This is a genomic window from Bacillus sp. FSL M7-1020 (genome assembly GCF_038050415.1).
Classification (GTDB): Bacteria; Bacillota; Bacilli; order Bacillales; family Bacillaceae_G; genus Bacillus_A; species Bacillus_A toyonensis.
Genome location: NZ_JBBOTW010000001.1, coordinates 341,733 through 359,488, shown reverse-complemented (window position 1 = coordinate 359,488; position 17,756 = coordinate 341,733). Strand labels below are relative to the sequence as shown.

General features: G+C 35.1%; 20 protein-coding genes. 9 read left to right on the top strand and 11 right to left on the bottom strand.

Annotated elements, in window-relative coordinates:
* Nucleotides 1-270 precede the first annotated feature (270 nt).
* The gene (locus MHB70_RS01775) at nucleotides 271-1,359 is read left to right on the top strand and encodes an aromatic acid exporter family protein (RefSeq protein ID WP_000765783.1); all 1,089 of its coding nucleotides are present in this window, start codon (nucleotides 271-273) and stop codon (nucleotides 1,357-1,359) included.
* A 14-nt stretch (nucleotides 1,360-1,373) separates the two neighbouring features.
* Here the strand turns inward: MHB70_RS01775 and MHB70_RS01770 are convergent, their stop codons facing one another.
* From MHB70_RS01770 to MHB70_RS01755, 4 genes are all read right to left on the bottom strand, one after another.
* A complete protein-coding gene (locus MHB70_RS01770; RefSeq protein ID WP_001161636.1) occupies nucleotides 1,374-3,134 on the bottom strand; it encodes an ABC transporter ATP-binding protein in 1,761 nt (586 codons plus the stop codon).
* 54 nt (nucleotides 3,135-3,188) lie between these two features.
* Nucleotides 3,189-3,719 carry a nucleoside tri-diphosphate phosphatase gene (gene ntdP / locus MHB70_RS01765; protein WP_000885402.1) on the bottom strand — a complete coding sequence of 177 codons (531 nt, stop codon included), beginning with the start codon at nucleotides 3,717-3,719 and terminating at the stop codon, nucleotides 3,189-3,191.
* Nucleotides 3,720-3,993: 274 nt separating this feature from the next.
* Nucleotides 3,994-4,254 carry a YgaB family protein gene (locus MHB70_RS01760; RefSeq protein WP_000651155.1) on the bottom strand — a complete coding sequence of 87 codons (261 nt, stop codon included), beginning with the start codon at nucleotides 4,252-4,254 and terminating at the stop codon, nucleotides 3,994-3,996.
* Nucleotides 4,255-4,442: 188 nt separating this feature from the next.
* Entirely contained in the window at nucleotides 4,443-4,724 is a 282-nt protein-coding gene (locus MHB70_RS01755; protein ID WP_000039034.1) for a gamma-type small acid-soluble spore protein, read from the bottom strand.
* Between the two features lie 125 nt (nucleotides 4,725-4,849).
* Here MHB70_RS01755 and MHB70_RS01750 point away from each other — a divergent pair, with 125 nt between their 5' ends.
* The gene (locus tag MHB70_RS01750) at nucleotides 4,850-5,074 is read left to right on the top strand and encodes a hypothetical protein (RefSeq protein WP_000275433.1); all 225 of its coding nucleotides are present in this window, start codon (nucleotides 4,850-4,852) and stop codon (nucleotides 5,072-5,074) included.
* A gap of 35 nt (nucleotides 5,075-5,109) precedes the next feature.
* Here MHB70_RS01750 and mutY read toward each other — a convergent pair whose 3' ends face one another.
* Complete coding sequence (mutY, locus tag MHB70_RS01745) at nucleotides 5,110-6,207, bottom strand: A/G-specific adenine glycosylase (RefSeq protein ID WP_000171373.1); 1,098 nt, start codon at nucleotides 6,205-6,207, stop codon at nucleotides 5,110-5,112.
* Between the two features lie 150 nt (nucleotides 6,208-6,357).
* On the opposite strand from mutY, the gene MHB70_RS01740 reads away from it, so the two are divergent.
* Nucleotides 6,358-7,338 carry a metal-dependent hydrolase gene (locus tag MHB70_RS01740; protein ID WP_061529537.1) on the top strand — a complete coding sequence of 327 codons (981 nt, stop codon included), beginning with the start codon at nucleotides 6,358-6,360 and terminating at the stop codon, nucleotides 7,336-7,338.
* Nucleotides 7,339-7,361: 23 nt separating this feature from the next.
* Here the strand turns inward: MHB70_RS01740 and MHB70_RS01735 are convergent, their stop codons facing one another.
* On the bottom strand, nucleotides 7,362-7,628 hold the full coding sequence (locus MHB70_RS01735) for a YfhJ family protein (RefSeq protein WP_000998161.1): 267 nt from the start codon (nucleotides 7,626-7,628) through the stop codon (nucleotides 7,362-7,364).
* A gap of 122 nt (nucleotides 7,629-7,750) precedes the next feature.
* Here MHB70_RS01735 and MHB70_RS01730 point away from each other — a divergent pair, with 122 nt between their 5' ends.
* Nucleotides 7,751-7,909 carry a small, acid-soluble spore protein K gene (locus MHB70_RS01730; RefSeq protein WP_000517891.1) on the top strand — a complete coding sequence of 53 codons (159 nt, stop codon included), beginning with the start codon at nucleotides 7,751-7,753 and terminating at the stop codon, nucleotides 7,907-7,909.
* Between the two features lie 49 nt (nucleotides 7,910-7,958).
* A complete protein-coding gene (locus MHB70_RS01725) occupies nucleotides 7,959-8,111 on the top strand; it encodes a YpzG family protein (protein ID WP_000122093.1) in 153 nt (50 codons plus the stop codon).
* A 64-nt stretch (nucleotides 8,112-8,175) separates the two neighbouring features.
* On the opposite strand, the gene MHB70_RS01720 is transcribed toward MHB70_RS01725, so the two are convergent.
* Both MHB70_RS01720 and recX read right to left on the bottom strand, forming a co-directional pair.
* The gene (locus MHB70_RS01720; protein ID WP_001057037.1) at nucleotides 8,176-8,493 is read right to left on the bottom strand and encodes a YfhH family protein; all 318 of its coding nucleotides are present in this window, start codon (nucleotides 8,491-8,493) and stop codon (nucleotides 8,176-8,178) included.
* A 13-nt stretch (nucleotides 8,494-8,506) separates the two neighbouring features.
* Entirely contained in the window at nucleotides 8,507-9,319 is an 813-nt protein-coding gene (gene recX, locus MHB70_RS01715) for a recombination regulator RecX (protein WP_000268511.1), read from the bottom strand.
* Between the two features lie 81 nt (nucleotides 9,320-9,400).
* Here recX and MHB70_RS01710 point away from each other — a divergent pair, with 81 nt between their 5' ends.
* The 4 genes from MHB70_RS01710 (at nucleotide 9,401) to MHB70_RS01695 (ending at nucleotide 12,608) form a co-directional block, all read left to right on the top strand.
* A complete protein-coding gene (locus tag MHB70_RS01710; protein ID WP_061529536.1) occupies nucleotides 9,401-10,306 on the top strand; it encodes a TIGR01777 family oxidoreductase in 906 nt (301 codons plus the stop codon).
* Between the two features lie 142 nt (nucleotides 10,307-10,448).
* Nucleotides 10,449-11,579 (top strand): amidohydrolase, encoded by a 1,131-nt coding sequence (locus tag MHB70_RS01705; protein ID WP_000698290.1) that lies wholly within the window; start codon nucleotides 10,449-10,451, stop codon nucleotides 11,577-11,579.
* A gap of 241 nt (nucleotides 11,580-11,820) precedes the next feature.
* Complete coding sequence (locus MHB70_RS01700) at nucleotides 11,821-12,378, top strand: GNAT family N-acetyltransferase (RefSeq protein ID WP_000914740.1); 558 nt, start codon at nucleotides 11,821-11,823, stop codon at nucleotides 12,376-12,378.
* 110 nt (nucleotides 12,379-12,488) lie between these two features.
* On the top strand, nucleotides 12,489-12,608 hold the full coding sequence (locus MHB70_RS01695) for a YfhE family protein (RefSeq protein ID WP_000358484.1): 120 nt from the start codon (nucleotides 12,489-12,491) through the stop codon (nucleotides 12,606-12,608).
* A gap of 460 nt (nucleotides 12,609-13,068) precedes the next feature.
* Here MHB70_RS01695 and MHB70_RS01690 read toward each other — a convergent pair whose 3' ends face one another.
* The 3 genes from MHB70_RS01690 to pflB form a co-directional block, all read right to left on the bottom strand.
* A complete protein-coding gene (locus tag MHB70_RS01690; protein WP_000594698.1) occupies nucleotides 13,069-14,235 on the bottom strand; it encodes a diglucosyl diacylglycerol synthase in 1,167 nt (388 codons plus the stop codon).
* Nucleotides 14,236-14,647: 412 nt separating this feature from the next.
* Nucleotides 14,648-15,379 (bottom strand): pyruvate formate-lyase-activating protein, encoded by a 732-nt coding sequence (pflA, locus tag MHB70_RS01685; protein ID WP_000238486.1) that lies wholly within the window; start codon nucleotides 15,377-15,379, stop codon nucleotides 14,648-14,650.
* 69 nt (nucleotides 15,380-15,448) lie between these two features.
* Nucleotides 15,449-17,698, bottom strand: a complete 2,250-nt coding sequence (gene pflB / locus MHB70_RS01680) for a formate C-acetyltransferase (RefSeq protein ID WP_061529535.1) — start codon at nucleotides 17,696-17,698, stop codon at nucleotides 15,449-15,451.
* Between the last annotated feature and the right edge of the window lie 58 nt (nucleotides 17,699-17,756).

The following is a 17,756-nucleotide window of genomic DNA, read 5'->3' as shown; positions in this document are numbered from 1 at the left end:
GTGAAACTTTAATCAATGGTGGTTTTGTTCATCCCCCACTGATTATGAGCCCACACCAATCGGGCATTTACGGGCAGCCCGACTCCCACCTAACTCCTTTGCTCTAGCCGAACTTTGAGGTAGGAGTTCTACTGCCCGCAAATAGCGGGATAAATGAATCTTAATTTCTTTTTTTATATCACTAAAATATCACTTGCTAACATATTGTAATGAATGTATAGTATCATGTTGTACATTCATTATGACAAGAGAAAGGATCTTATTAAGGGTATGAAACTTGGTGCTCGCATTTTAAAAACGGGTATTGCCATCACATTAGCTTTATTTGCTTGTATTTTACTTCACTTACCGAGTCCGGTATTTGCGGGAATCTCAGCTATATTCGCTGTTCAACCGTCTGTATATCGTTCATATTTAACTGCACTTGAACAAATTCAAGCAAACGTAATTGGTGCGGTATTCGCTATCGTATTTGCTACTGCTTTTGGACATAATCCTTTTATTATTGGATTAACATGTATATTAGTAATTGCTCTTACATTACAATTACGATTAGAAAACACAATATCAATTGCTTTAGTAACAGTTATCGCCATTATGGAGTATCAAGGCGAAGATTTCTTTAGTTTTGCCTTACTTCGCTTTGCGACGATTATGATCGGAATTATTGCGGCTTCAGTTGTAAATTTAGTGTTTATGCCGCCAAAATACGAAACAAAGCTTTATCATCGTATCGTTGATAATACAGAGGAAATTGTGAAATGGATTCGAATGAATAGCAGGCAAGCTTCTGACTTTACAACGTTAAAAACTGATATTGATCGTATGAAAGAAAAAATGATCAAACTAAACCATTACTATTTGCTGTATAAAGAAGAAAGAAGCTACACGAAAAAAGTACAGTTCGCAAAAATTCGTAAGCTCGTTTTATTCAGACAAATGTTAGCGACGACAAGCCGTGCTTTAAGTACGTTAAAATCATTACATCGCACTGAAAATGAACTGCGCTATATGCCAGAAGAATTTCAGGAATCTATTCAAAACGAACTTGACTCATTAACGCATTATCATGAACAAGTTTTATTAAAATTTATTGGTAAAGCAAAGAAACAACAATCCGTTGAGATGCTTGATGAAGTTGAAACAGGTAAACAAGAATTAATTGATATCTTTATGGAGTATCAAAACAAAGATGATGAGGAAGCATATAAAACATGGTTACATCTATTCCCTCTTATTTCTTCAATTATTAATTATAGTGAAGAAGTAGAGCATTTAGATTTACTTGTGGATAGCTTCTACACATACCATAAACCAGAAACAGAACTCCAAATCGACGATAAAAAAGAAGACGAATAAAAAAACAGCTCCTTTTACGCTAAAGGAGCTGTTTCTGTTATATTTTGAAGTTGATATAAATTGTAATAGAATCCCCTTTTTTTCATTAACTCTTCATGAGAACCTGTTTCTTTAATTTCACCATCTTCAATGTAAATAATTGTATCAACATGCGTAATCGTTGCTAATCGATGTGCAATTATAATCGTCGTCCGATCAGCAGCTAACGTTTGAAGCGCCTCTTGAATATACCGTTCGTTTTCTAAATCTAAAGCAGAAGTTGCTTCATCTAATATAAGTAACGATGGATTCTTTAGAAATACTCGCGCAATTGCTACACGTTGCCTTTGCCCACCAGATAACTTCACACCACGTTCTCCAACAACAGTATTGTAACCATCTGGTAACTCTATAATAAAATCATGAATTTGCGCGGCTTTGGCTGCTGCAATCACTTCTGTCTCTTTAGCTTTCGGATTTCCATATAAAATATTAGCTCCGATTGTATCGCTAAATAATAAATTATCTTGCAGTACAATTCCAATATGGCTACGTAAATTTCTCATATCATACTTTCTTACATCTATCCCATCTACATAAACTGACCCTTCCGAAACATCATAGAAACGCGGAATTAAACTAGCAAGAGATGACTTTCCTCCCCCACTCGCTCCTACAAGTGCTACCTTCTCTCCTGGCCGCATAGTTAATGACAAGTTATGTAATATCTCTTTTTCATCTGCATTATAACGAAAAGACACATTATCAAATACAATTTCTCCATTTAATTTTTTCGCTTGTACCGCATTTGGCACATTAACAATATCGTACTTTTCATCTAACAGTTCAAACACTCGATCCATCGAGGCGAAAGATTGCGTTAATGTTGTAGATGAATTAACAAGGCGGCGAAGCGGACTATATAAACTATCCATATAACCAACAAAAGCTACCATAGTCCCTAGCGTTAACTGACCTTGAATTACTTCATATGCTGCAAAACCAATGACAAGTAACGGGCCTAAATCAGTTAAAGTATTTACTGCCGAAAATGTTCTCGCCGTCCAACTTGTATGCGTTAATGCTTTCGTTAAAAATTCATTATTTCTTTTTTCAAACTGCTTACCCTCATACTCTTCTAATGCAAAGCTACGCGTCACTTGCATTCCTTGAATACGTTCATGTAAATAACCTTGCATAGTTGCTAACGCTTGTGAACGTTCTTTCGTCAATTTTCGAAGACGTCCGAAAAAATATTTCACCGCAACAACATAAATAGGTAAAATCAATAAAGCAACAAACGTTAACTTTATGTTCATAGAAAACATAACAATAATAGCAATCGCAATTGTCGCAGTATCTAGCCAAACATTCATTAAACCGGTAATTACAAAATCCTTCGTTTGCTCTACATCATGGATTACACGTGAAATAAGCTCTCCTGTTTTTGTATTCGAATAATAACGCAAGCTCAATTTTTGCAAGTGACCAAAAATATGTTTCCGCAAATCATATAGTATTGTATTCGCGATACGTTGCGCGAAATATTGACGATAATATTCAATCGGTGGCCTTAATACTGCAAAAATAAAAAAGGCTATCCCAATCGCCGTTATTAATTGGGACGTTTTATCTTGAAGTGAACCCCCACCTTGGATTACATCGTCGATAATATACTTTAATAACCATGGCATAATAAGCGGGATACCGAACTTAACTAGACCGATAACAATTGTAATAGCAATAAGCCATCTATATGGTTTAACAAATTGTAAATATCTTTTTATACCTTGCACATAATCCCCCCTCTAATAGGACAAACCTGCCGGGAAATCCCCTGCAGGTTTGTTTTAATTTCTGTACATTAAATATCTCTCATACCACATATCTACGAAATCTGGTGCAAATGGACCTTTTCTTTGATGAATCCACTGCGTTAAATGTGCTACATTTCGCTTTAAAATTGTATCAATAACAGGTGGATATTGCATGATTTGACTATGCTTTTCATACTCATCTTCATCTAACAGTGTATATGTCATATCTGGATACACTTTAATATCTAAATCATAATCAATATACTTTAATGCTTCTGAATCATATGCAAAAGGAGAACTTAAATTACAATAATAATATACGCCCTCTTCTCTTAGCATCCCAATCACATTAAACCAATAGTTTGCATGAAAATAACAAATTGCAGGTTCCCGAGTAACCCATGTTCGGCCATCTGATTCTGTAACTATTGTTCGATCATTCGCTCCAATTACAAGACTCTGTGTCCCTTTTAAAATCGTTGTCTCTTCCCACATTCTATGAATGGAGCCATTATGTTTATAACTATGTATTTGTACTTTTTCTCCTTCTTTGGGAAATGCCATATATGCTCCCTTCTTTCAACTGCAAATGCCCTTCTTAAATTAACTCAACTATCCTTTGAACTGCATTCACTTTTTTTCTATTATAACTTTTTTGTCGAAATTTTAAAACTAAAGCGACAAGACTCTATTTTTTACACTGCATGTTTATTGTTGAATACCATATCCCTACTGAGGCTTTTCCTGACTCATTTATAAATAAGGAAATAATAACAGAAAAAGCCCTTCCTTATTTTCATGTTAAGAAGGACTTTTCATCTGAAGGTAAGAACATATCTTATCCTAAATTTGAAATCATTTTTTCAGTTTTAAAAGATTTAATCACACTATTCGTTTGCTTTTCGAATTTTTCATGTAATAGTTTCAATGCTATTTCTGTTCTATATATTTCTTGGCGAATAAAATGTAAGTCTTTTTTATCGCACGTATCCTTTTCACTCACTTCAATTTGCTGATACTTCTCTAAGTGTGATTGCAATTTTAACAGCTCATCCATCGTTTCCAATTGCTCTCCTACCAACTTATCAAAATCCTTCATTACTTACCCCCTTTTAGATTTATTCATTAGTTATTATTCCTAATTACATATTTCTAATCTTTAACTTCCTTCTCCTTTGACTACATTTGTTGACTTATTAGAAGTTATGTCGTTCACTTTCTTTTCATTACAATGACCCGCACACAAAGAAAACACTTCTCTCGAATTGGAGAAGTGTTTTTCTTTCATTACTCGTTTGAACTAGAAGATTGTGATTGTTTTGCAGCTGATTTTGCATTTTGTTTTTTCACAGCATGCACATCTGTTTCAGTTGCAAATTCTGTACCATAACTAGCGTTTGCACTTTGTGCACCAGAAGCTTGTGCTTTCTTTGCTTCTGATTGTGCGTTTGCTTGTTTTACTGCTTGTACATTTGTTTCAGTCGCAAACTCTGTACCATAACTAGCATTTGTACTTTGAATGCTAGCACCAGAAGTTGCCTTGTTATAACCTTGTTGTTTTTTACTCATCTTTCTCACCTCCACAATCAATAATGTAACCAATTCAACCAGAAACTATCCGTAATTTTCTGTTGAAAAATTTCCGCATATATCTCTTAATACTCATTCAAACTATAGGGTACGGAGGTGGAAATATGTATATAGGACGCGATATGACTGAACTAACGATGATTTCAAAAAATGAATGGAAAGAAGATGAATTAGCTTATTTTCATCATTCATTACAACAGATTTTGCCCTATTTAAACGCAGAAGGTCAAAGTATTTATAAAGAAATTGTAGTAGAAATTGAATCAAGAGGTGGCTTACAAGAAGGTGATGCCAGTTGGACTCATGGGACAAAAATTTCTTACGATTAAAAAAGTGTTCCCAATCTAGGGAACACTTTTTTTGTTTATTGCATTGTAATTTTCTCAACACAACTCTCATAAATCGTACGATGCGATTTAGAGAAAGGTAACTGCTCAAATGCTTCTTTCGATACAAACTTTAATGTATCTGTTTCAACAATATCACCAGTTACTTTTCCGTAAAATACGAATATATCCCAGGTGCGATGCGTAAACGTATGTTGCACATTCATTGCGTACTCATCAATAGAAATCGAAAGCTCAAACTTTTCCTTCATATAATCTATAAGCTGTTCTTTCTGACTTCGAATCCCTTCGCCAAGTTCAATATTCGGAAACTCCCACATATTAGCTAATAATCCGCTACTTGGACGTTTATTAATAACGTAACGACCATCTTCAGTTTGAAGTACTCCTGCAACAAGCGGTACCATTGTAGGAGCTTTCGCTTTACTTTTTACTGGTAGTTCTTTTTGAACACCTTCAGCATATCCCCTACAATGCTCACGTACAGGACAAAGTAAGCATGCTGGATTTTTAGGAATACAAATTAGTGCACCTAATTCCATCAAACCTTGATTAAAATAAGATGGATTTTCAGCTGAAATAATTTCGCGCACAATCTCTTCAAACACTTTTCTAGTTTTCGGTTTTGCAATGTCATCCCATACTGATAAAATACGGGATAACACGCGCATAACATTTCCGTCAACTGCTGGCTCTGGTATACCATATGCGATACTTAAAATTGCACCTTTTGTATATGGTCCCACTCCTTTTAATTTTTCAATTTTCTTTACATCACTCGGTACTATCCCGCCATATACTTCTTTTACCTCTTTTACAGCCGTGTGTAAATTTCGTGCTCTAGAATAATACCCTAAACCTTCCCATGCTTTTAATACTTCTTCATCATCAGCATTTGCTAAAGCTTCCAGCGTAGGGAACTTCCCCATAAAATTTGCGTAATATGGTTTTACAGCTTCTACCCTTGTTTGCTGTAACATAATTTCCGAAACCCAAACACGGTATGGATCTTTATTTTTTCGCCACGGTAAGTCGCGTTGCTCTTTTTCAAACCAACCAATTAAATCATTTTGAAACTGCTCTATGTTAAATTTTTCTAATATTTCAAGTGTCAAACTTGATCCCCCTCATTTTTTTGCATATACGTACTATTATAAAGATTTTTAGGAAAAAATTTAAGTAAGATGACATAGGAAATAGAAGGCAAAGGACTTGAGGTATCGAATAAAAAGAGTTACATTAATAAAAAACGGAGGTGGATTTCTATGGACACAGCCACTCACCTTGTTATGGGTGTCACTTTAGGTAGTTTGGCAACATTAGACCCAGCTATAGCGCAAAGTGATATTGGACCACAAGCAGTTATCCTCGCTACAATTGCTGGTTCCAATATTCCTGACATCGATACAGTTTTAAAATTGCGTAATAACGCTAAATATATAAGAAATCATCGCGGGGTTACTCATTCCATTCCTGCAGTAATTCTTTGGTCATTCCTTATAAGCGGCATCTCTTTCGCCTTCTTTTCAGACGCTCCATATCTTCATCTACTACTTTGGTCATTTATAGCTGTCTTTCTTCACGTCTTTGTAGATATTTTCAATGCCTACGGTACACAAGCGTTACGGCCTTTCACAAAAAAATGGGTCGCACTCGGCATAATTAATACGTTTGATACTGTCATTTTCTTTATCCATATACTTGCGATTGCTTGCATGCTCGTAGGTTCCCATAAAGGATATACAGCCTTAGCTGCATATATATTAATGATTGTTTACTATATCGGACGGATTATGATGCATAGAAATATAAGAAGCGTTGTACACAAACGTTTCAAACATGTTGAGAAGATCATCATTTCTCCTTCTTATCGATTTTATCATTATCATTTAGCAGTCGTTACGACTGATTATTACTACGTTGCGAGATGGCATCGTGGTAACATTATGATATACGATAAGTTCGATCGGGTACCGTTCCCAGATAACGCTATTATGAGAGCTGCTAAACAAGATGAAAACATCTCGGCCTTCTTATCTTTCTCTCCTGTATATCGTTGGGATATTTTTGATTATGATAACTATTACGAAATTCGATTCATTGATTTGCGCTATCGAAGTAAAGATTATTATCCATTCGTTGCAATCGTTCAGCTCGATCAAAATTTAAATATTATTAATTCTTATACCGGATGGATTTTCAGCGAAGAAAAACTTCGAAAGAAACTGGAATTGCTTCCACATTAAAAAAAGCGACTTTAGTCGCTTTTTTAATGTTTTAAATGGTCTTCTTGATTAATTAAATGGCTGTATTTCGGATTATTTGTACGCATTTCATGAAGACGCGCTCCATGATTATTAATCCATGTTCTTACTACTTGCTCAGTCATCTCCTCCCCTTGATAACGACCTGATTTCGCATAAGTTGTTTGAAAATCTTCCCAAAGTAATTCAACCCACGCACGAGCTTGTCCGTAAGAAAGCTTGTCATTCTTGTCTAATAATTCTTTCGTTAATGCTTCATAAATATCATTCATGTTCTAATCTCCTTTTACCTATTTATCCCTTCATTTCTAAAGGATAGTTTCTTCTATTTTGCACATTCTATAAGTGATACTTCTTAAAGAGGTATCAACTGATGATGAGGAGGGCGTTCGCAATGGGTAAACAAGCCGAATTTTGGTCTGAGTCAAAAAACAACAGCAAAATCGACGGTCAGCCGAAAGCGAAATCACGCTTCGCTTCGAAACGACCTAACGGCACAATTAACACGCACCCACAAGAACGTATGCGTGCTGCAAATCAGCAGGAAGAGTAGTAGTACAGGTACAGCCTAAAAAATTAACTTCCTACACGAGGTGATAAAGATGAGCTACCGTGATCGTTTAGATAGTCGTTCTGAATTATTTAACCATACGTGGACTCGTCCGAAACATGCGAAAGCGCAAGTTAACGGACAGACGCAACAAACCCAGTCTCTCATTATATTGGCCAACGAGTGTAAAAAACGCCAATTTTAGAATCTCCTATCTCCTTTAACGCCTACCAAAGATGAAAACCAGAGAGATATTCGCTCTCTGGTTTTTATTTTTCTTGCAACAAGGAAATTGGTATCCCAATCTCTTCATTATCATTTTGCTTATAACCCCAAGCAAATACCCCATTGAAGTACGTAATTTTAAATAATACACCAGGTTCTTCTACTAATTCATATGTCTCACCAATATGGAATTTGTTTATATCAGTCATGTAAGCACGGGCCATAGCCATCTTTCTCATTAATACATCGAATTCATTTACAATTCCAAGTTGCTCAGCCTTTACTGCTTGCTCCTTCAAAGCGCCAATTTCTTCTCTAAGCTCATGCTGTGTCATTTCACTGTAGCGTTTTGGCATATTCATCTTATTATTCCCCTCATCCTTCTTCACTTTTCATTTGTAAAAATATCTCTATTTCATCAATAGAAAATCCTTTTCGATATAACGCTTGTTTCATCTTATTTTCGAATGTCCATCCATCATACTTCCTATATTTCTCATAATATTTATTCCCATGATAGTGTAAAGCTTCTTGTTGCTTTTCGTCATCTTTTTCGTCTTTCAATTCTTCCAAACAAATTTGAATCACATCTCTAGAATATCCTTTACGAACAAGCATTTCATCTAACTTTAGCTTCATTTGTAAAAATGAATGCTTTTGATAAGATTTTTTCTTTTTTTCTACAAGAATCAAAGCATTTTCAATTTGCTTCTCCTTTGGATACTCTTGTAAACTATGTGTAATGATTAGATCCTGAACGCCTTTATTTAACAGCTCTCTTTTTATAACAGTTGGACCTTTTCGATTCACATTACTTTGCGTTCGCGTATATAAAATGGCATACTCTTTATCATTAATATATCGATCATGTAATAATTTCGAAACGACTTCAGAGATGATGGCCTGTCCCACTTCTTTTTTTCGTAAAAAATCTTCTATTTCTTGTTTCGTTCTCATTTGATAGGATAAATAGGAGATTGCTTGTAAATATGCTTTTTGTACCTCTTCATTGAACAAAATATTGCCTAACTCTATTTCATCAATTTCTAAACCTTTTTGTAATCCATGTTTCATTAAAATTACTTGATCCACACTAAATCCGTACTCTTCACCTTGACCTTTATCAATATAAATATTAAATCGCTCTTTCGATCGTTTTTGCACTTCTATTTTTGTAATGACAGCCATACTCTCACCTCTCTATTATTTTAACATAGTCAAGGAACATTTTTGCTTTTCAAGAATATATATAATGAGGAGGAAATAATTATGAAAATTGCAATTTCTGGTGGTACTGGCTTTATCGGCAAATATCTATCTACTTTTTTCATTCAAAAAGGATACACAGTCTATATCCTTACCCGAAAAAATAAAATTGAAACTTCAAACCCTAACCTTCAATACGTGCAATGGACACCAGATTTACCTACTTTCCCCCTCTCTTCTATTGATATAGTTATTAATCTAGCTGGAGAGTCTATTAATAGTAGGTGGACAAAGAAACAAAAGGAATCCATTTTAAACAGTCGAATTCAAACAACAAAAGGACTTATTAAACAATTGCAAACACTTGGTACAAAGCCAAATACATTTATTAACGCAAGTGCTATTGGATACTATGGAACGTCTGAAACTGAGTCTTTTACAGAACAGCATGAGATTCCTGGAAATGACTTTTTAGCAAATACAGTATATTCATGGGAACAAGAAGCATCTAAAGCACGTTCTCTTGGAATGCGAACAATCTACGCAAGATTCGGAGTCATATTAGGTGCAGACGGAGGTGCTCTTCCAAAGATGCTACTTCCCTATCAATTTTATATCGGAGGCACAATTGGATCTGGAAATCAATGGTTATCATGGATTCATATAGATGATGTCGTTCGCATGATTGATTTCATCATACACAAAGAAGAAATTAATGGTCCTCTTAATATTACAGCCCCGTTACCTATAAGAATGAAGGAATTTGGAGAAACCATGGCAACTATAATGAGAAAACCTCATTGGTTACCTGTCCCTTCATTTATGCTTCACGCTTTATTGGGTGAGATGAGTATACTTGTACTAGAAGGGCAACATGTATTACCTAGTAAAGCAATTGAACATGGGTACCAATACACATTTCCGATAATAGACCATGCATTACAAAATATACTTTCGCATACAATGTAGTACTTCTAAAACACAGTTTTACAAGGGGTTCCCTTTCAAAACTTTCATTTTCTAGGATTCAGAGCATTACTACACAAATAACCTTTCAGTTACTTTTTCTTCAATCACATTAATATTGTAAAGTAACAGAAATGAGGTACCTATGAAAATATTGCTCAAACAAGCCATTGTGTATCCTATTACATCTCCCAAGTTTCAAGGTGATGTACTCGTTATAGGAGAACGAATTGCTGAGGTCAAACCTTCTATTCAGCCTACTCAAGATATGACCGTTATAGATGCGCGAGCTCTTCATCTCTTACCTGGATTTATTGACGTCCATACTCACCTTGGTCTCTATGATGAAGGCACTGGTTGGGCTGGAAATGACGCTAACGAAACCTCTGAAGTTTCAACACCACATATCCGTTCTTTAGACGGAATCCATCCTTTTGATATCGCATTTCAAGACGCTGTACAAAACGGGATCACAACTGTTCACGTTATGCCTGGGAGTCAAAATATTATCGGCGGTACTACTTGTGTAATAAAAACTGCTGGAACTTGTATTGATCACATGATTATTCAAGAACCTGCTGGTTTAAAGATTGCCTTTGGAGAAAACCCTAAAAAGGTTCATAGTAATGGAACGAAAGAGTCCATTACACGCATGGGCATTATGGGGTTACTTCGGGAATCATTCTATGAAGCACAGCACTACGGGCATGAAGCTGATTTTCGAATGCTCCCTATTTTAAAAGCATTACGCCGCGAAATACCGGTACGTATCCACGCTCACCGTGCTGACGATATTAGTTCTGCTTTACGCTTTGCAACAGAATTCAATCTTGATTTACGTATTGAGCATTGTACAGAAGGACACTTTATTGTTGAAGAGCTTTCAAAACACAATTTAAAAGTTTCAGTTGGTCCCACTCTTACACGCCGGTCTAAAATCGAACTAAAAAACAAAACATGGGATACTTACCATATATTATCTAAAAATGGAGTAGAAGTTTCTATAACAACTGATCACCCTTATACACCAATTCAATATTTAAATGTTTGTGCTGCTGTCGCAGTAAGGGAAGGATTAGACGAGAAAACTGCATTGGAAGGAATCACTATATTTCCAGCGAGAAATTTGCGTTTAGAGGATAGAATTGGAAGCATTGAGGTTGGAAAAGACGCTGATCTCGTGTTATGGACACATCATCCTTTCCATTATTTAGCCAAGCCTGTACTAACTATGATTGACGGAAAAATAATTTACAAAAAAAATAAAAAAAACTAGTTTATTTTTTTGACTAGATAAAGTATTATACGATTATAAACTGAATGAAACCATAATCAATTTGTGTCGTGATTATCATTTTCAAATTGATGAATGGGGAAGGCAAATGGTGCGCCACCAGCGTTATAAACTGGTTCTAGTGGGTTCGATTCCCACCCCGAAATTTTTTAAAGATTGATATAAAAATTTCGAGGGTGGGGTGCTTTTTCGTCATGCTACCCTCGTGTGAGGAGGAGTTAGTGTGTTGAAAAAACGCGACTTACACGACAGCCACGTTCTATACGAGTTAATGGTGGATCCAGCTGTCTTCCCTTTTGTGCGTCAAAAGGCTTATTCTTATGAGGAATATTTATTTTTAACGAAACAAACCATTGAAGCCGAAGAGCGTGGAGAGTTAATTTCACGCACAATTTTAGATGAATGGGGTAACCCTATCGGAACAATTACTTTATTTGATGTGCAAGAAAAAGCTGGATTCCTTGGAACATGGCTTGGAAAACCATACCATGGAAAAGGCTATAATAAATTGGCGAAAGATTCATTTTTTAGCGAACTTTTCTATGAGTTAGATATTGAAACCATCTTTATGCGTATTCGCAAAATAAATATTCGTTCTATTAAAGCTGCCGAAAAACTACAATATGTGAATCTAGCAAATGAAACGAGAAAAGCCGTTTATGATGAAATTAACGTAAATGAAGAAGTATATAATCTATATGAAATTCCAAAAGATCAATATACACTTGCAACAATGCGTGATACAACATTCCAAGACGCCCACCACTTAAAAGAAGCGTAATCTAAATTTTTAGAAATAATAATTAATCATTAACCATTTGGCATATATGTATATCACCCCATGTCTTTGGGAACGATAGATAGTGACTTTAGGACACGAGGTGATTTGTAATGGATAAAAAGAAACGTGACAAAGCGAAAAATACATTATCTAGTACACAAGAAGTTCTATACCAACGAGAATTTCGAAAAGCAGATCGTGCAGCGGGATATCGCTCAAAAAGTATTTAAAGTGAAAATGAATAATTAGAAGTTTTTCCCCCCTAATTATTCATTTTCATTACATAATTTTCCCGACTGACAGAAATAACCTAAAAGAGTTCCCTTATACATAAGGGAACTCTTTTGTTGTGGACAACTTTATCCACAACATCGATATAATTGTGAATATTTTTCTAAAAACTTTGATATTTTCATATATTTTCGCACATATCAACTACTGGAATTGTGGATATTTTTCTAAAAATTGTGGACAATGTGGATATAGTTGTTAATATTCCGACTTTACCGTCTAATGAAAGCGCATCCCTTTGTGGATAAAGTGAAGGCTTTTAGGGGAAGCTATCTCCCACCTAACGTCCTCGCATTCGCCCAATTTCAAGATGGGAGTCTTACTTCCCTCAAATAGCCGGATAAAGGAATCTTTACAATAAAAGGAACCCTCTTTAAACATATAAAAGAGGGTTACATATTAAGTAAATGATTCTGCAAGAGCAGGTGATTTCATAGGTATATGATTCGGCTCTGCATGATTTTCTTCCAAAATTGTATCCACGATATGACATGCCGGTTCAGGACGATAAATATTTTTCATTGCTTCTTTCATTTGGAGAAGCTTCATATCATCTTGTAATAACGCCTCTGTTTTTGCAAAAACCTCACTGTCATCACGGATTACAACTGCAGCTCCTTTTTTTTCAAAATACAACGCATTTTCATTTTCTTGTCCTGGGACAGGCTTATATAAAATGACAGGTACTTGTAATGCTGCTGCTTCGCTTAATGTAATACCACCTGGCTTCGTAATCATACAAGAAGTAACACGGAATAACTCATCAATGTTTTCAACATAACCAAATACTTTTAAAGCATCCGAATTTTGTTCCTGTAATCCTAATAAATCCTGTTTTAAAGCTTCATTTTTTCCGCAAACGACAACTACTTGTAAATTAGGTACGGCCATAAATGACTGGCATAGTTCTTTTACACTTCCTAGTACCCCATGAGCACCTGCTACAATTAGTAAAATCTTTTTATTCTTACATAACTGATACTTATTATATATAATGTCTTGATTTATCTTTAGCTCAAAACTATTACGAATTGGAATTCCAGTTTCAACAATTTGTTCCGCAGGTACACCAATATCAACCATCACCTTTTTCACGTGATCAGTTGCTACAAAATAACGATCTACTTCACGATGAATCCATATTTTATGCACACAAAAATCCGTCAACACATTATAAACAGGGATTGAAATACCTGTTTGCTTTTTCAACTCAGGTACAGCTATGATTGGAAAGGTATTAATAACGATATCCGGTTTCTCCACTTGTAAAAGTGATTTCAAACGTTTCCTTCCAAAATTTGCGTACCAAGATGCTATTTTTTTATCATAAATTTTTTCTACCCCGTAATAAAACAAACGATATAATTCTTTTCCTATTGTATAACTTTTTAAATATAAATATTTTGTAATGTCAGTTATAAATGGATGTGATTCTCCAAACAAGTCGCATACAATTACATTTTCAATTCCTTTTTGGCGAAATGTTTGTTCTAATGTTTTCGCTACTTGCACATGACCATTACCGTAATGTGCAGTTAAAATTAAAACCTTGGGGTTTTTTATCAAACAAATCCACTCCTAGCTTTTTGTTTCTCCATATTGCATATACGACAATAGGAAAAACATTTTCCTTAAACATTACATACTTGGATTCCAATATTCCCCTGTTAGCTATGTACCTGTCGTGGATATGCAAAGCATATAAGATTGACCCCTTAATCCTATCCGTGCTCATATCTTTACATTATACTTTCCTATAAGAGCTTTCGCAATAACTTACAAATGTTCTCTATTCCATGATACTCACTCTTTTACTTCTTAATTCTTTTTACTATTTTGATTTCCCTTTACAATTATGTAAATTTCTCCACTTATTCCTTACAAAAATATGGATATTCTTTTTTCAGTATACTCTTTTCTATATATATACTCTAGGTTTTATTGTAAAGAAAGCAAAAAGTCTAATCCAATATTTGGATTAGACTGCTTTTAAAATATGTCTCGCTTGTTCTACATTTTTTTCCGTAGGTGGTTCTACATTTGCGAGTGGATATTTATGCCCAAGCGCCTCCCATTTATATACACCAAGCTTATGATATGGTAGCACTTCAACTTTCTGAACATTAGACAGACTTTGAATAAAGCTAGATAATTTTTGCAGATCCTCTTCATTATCAGTAACACCTGGAACTAATACATGTCGTACCCAAATCGGTTTATTCTTATCCGATAAATAACGAGCAAATTGTAAAATATGTTCATTTGATTTCCCTGTTAATTTACGATGTTTCTTTGAATCAATATGTTTCAAATCCAATAAAACTAAATCTGTATAATCCATTAATTTATCCAACTTTTGCTGGAATTCTGGCTCTTCAGAATAACAACCTCCAGAAGAATCAATTGTTGTATGAATTCCAACTTCCTTACATTTCTTAAATAATTCAATTAAGAAATCTAACTGTAATAATGGTTCTCCACCACTAACTGTTATACCGCCTCCAGAAGCTTCAATAAATGGAAGGTAACATGTCACATCCTGCATTACTTCTTCAACTGTTATTTCTTTTCCTTTACCGATCTCCCACGTATCAGCATTATGGCAATATTGACAACGTAATAAACACCCTTGTGTAAATATGACATAACGAATCCCTGGGCCATCAACAGTACCACAAGACTCTACAGAATGTATTCTTCCTTTTACCATGTTACTTCCTCCTTTATTGAAACAGCCTCCCTCCACTACATATTAAAAGCGGAGGGACACTTTTTTCACTTACATGCTTTCATGCATTGTACGGTTAATTACATCAATTTGTTGTTCACGAGTTAATTTAATAAAGTTAACAGCGTAACCAGATACACGAATTGTTAATTGTGGATATTTTTCAGGGTGCTCCATTGCATCCATTAATGTTTCACGATTAAATACGTTAATATTTAAGTGATGTCCTTCTTTTATTGCATAACCATCAAGCATAGATACTAAGTTGCGTACTTGTATATCATCTTCTTTACCAAGTGCTTTTGGAATAATAGAGAATGTATTGGAAATACCATCTTGTGCATCTTCATATGGTAATTTAGCTACAGATAATAGTGATGCTAATGCACCTTTTGTATCACGACCATGCATTGGGTTTGCGCCCGGTGCAAATGGTTCTCCAGTACGACGGCCATCTGGAGTATTACCAGTTTTCTTACCGTATACGACGTTAGATGTAATTGTTAAGATTGACATTGTATGAACAGAATTTCTGTATGTTTTATGCTTACGAAGTTTATTCATAAATGTTTTCACAAGATTTACTGCGATTTCATCTACACGATCATCATTGTTACCATATTTAGGGAAATCACCTTCAATTTCAAAGTCAACTGCAATACCATTTTCATCACGAATTGGTTTTACTTTTCCGTATTTAATTGCACTTAATGAGTCTGCTACTACAGACAATCCTGCGATACCTGTCGCCATTGTACGAAGAACATTTGTATCATGAAGCGCCATTTCAATACGCTCGTAGCTATATTTATCGTGCATATAGTGGATAACGTTTAATGTATTTAAATATAGACCTGCTAACCATTCCATTGTCATATCAAACTTATGCATAACTTCTTCATAATCTAATACTTCAGAAGTAATTTGTGCGTACTCAGGGCCAACTTGAGCTTTAGATTTTTCATCTTTACCGCCGTTAATCGCATATAGTAATGCTTTCGCTAAGTTTGCACGTGCGCCGAAGAACTGCATTTGTTTACCGATTCTCATTGCAGATACACAACAAGCAATACCGTAGTCATCACCGTAGTCAGCACGCATAATGTCATCATTTTCATATTGAATTGCTGATGTTTTAATAGACATTTTTGCACAGTAGTTTTTAAAGTTCTCTGGTAATTGTTTAGACCAAAGAACTGTTAAGTTTGGTTCTGGAGCTGGTCCTAAATTATCTAATGTATGCAAGAAACGGAATGAGTTCTTTGTTACTAATGGACGACCATCTAAAGCCATACCACCGATAGATTCAGTTACCCAAGTTGGGTCACCAGAGAATAATTCATTATAATCAGGTGTTCTTGCGAATTTCACAAGACGTAATTTCATAATGAAGTGATCCACGATTTCTTGTACTTCTTCTTCTGTTAAAGTACCATTTTCTAAATCTCTTTCAATGTAAATATCTAAGAATGTAGAAGTACGTCCAAGACTCATTGCAGCTCCGTTTTGCTCTTTAATCGCTGCAAGATATGCGAAGTATAACCATTGGAAAGCTTCTTGTGTATTTGTTGCTGGTTTAGAAATATCAAAACCATGAGAAGAAGCCATTTGTTTTAATTCTTGAAGTGCACGCATTTGCTCAGATAACTCTTCGCGTAAACGCATCGTCTCTTCGCTCATTACACCACCAGTTAAATTAAAATCAGCTTTTTTCGCTTCAATTAAATGATCTATACCATATAGCGCTACTCGGCGGTAATCACCGATAATACGTCCACGTCCATATGCATCTGGAAGACCAGTAATAACACCTGATTTACGAGCCGCTTTCATTTCTGGTGTATATGCATCAAATACACCTTGATTATGAGTTTTACGCCAGTCTCTGAAAATCTTACTAAGTTCTTTATCCATTTCGTATCCATAAGATTCACAAGCTTGTTCCGCCATACGAATACCACCATATGGTTGTAATGAACGTTTAAATGGCTTATCAGTTTGGAAACCGACTACTTTTTCAATATCTTTATTTAAATATCCTGGTTCATGTGATGTAATAGAAGAAACAATTTTTGTATCCATATCAAGAACGCCACCGTTTTCACGTTCTTTTGTTGTTAAATCCATTACTTGATCCCAAAGTGTTTTCGTTGCTTCAGTTGCTCCCGCTAAGAAAGATTCGTCCCCTTCGAAAACGTTTACATTATTTAAAATGAAATCGCGAACATCAATCTCTGCTTTCCATTTTTCACCTTTAAAGTTTTCCCATGCGTTTTTTACATTTTCTAATATTTGAGTCATCCTAATCTCCTCCATTTTTGATTAGTACAGGAATAAGATTTTTTATATAACAGCTTAC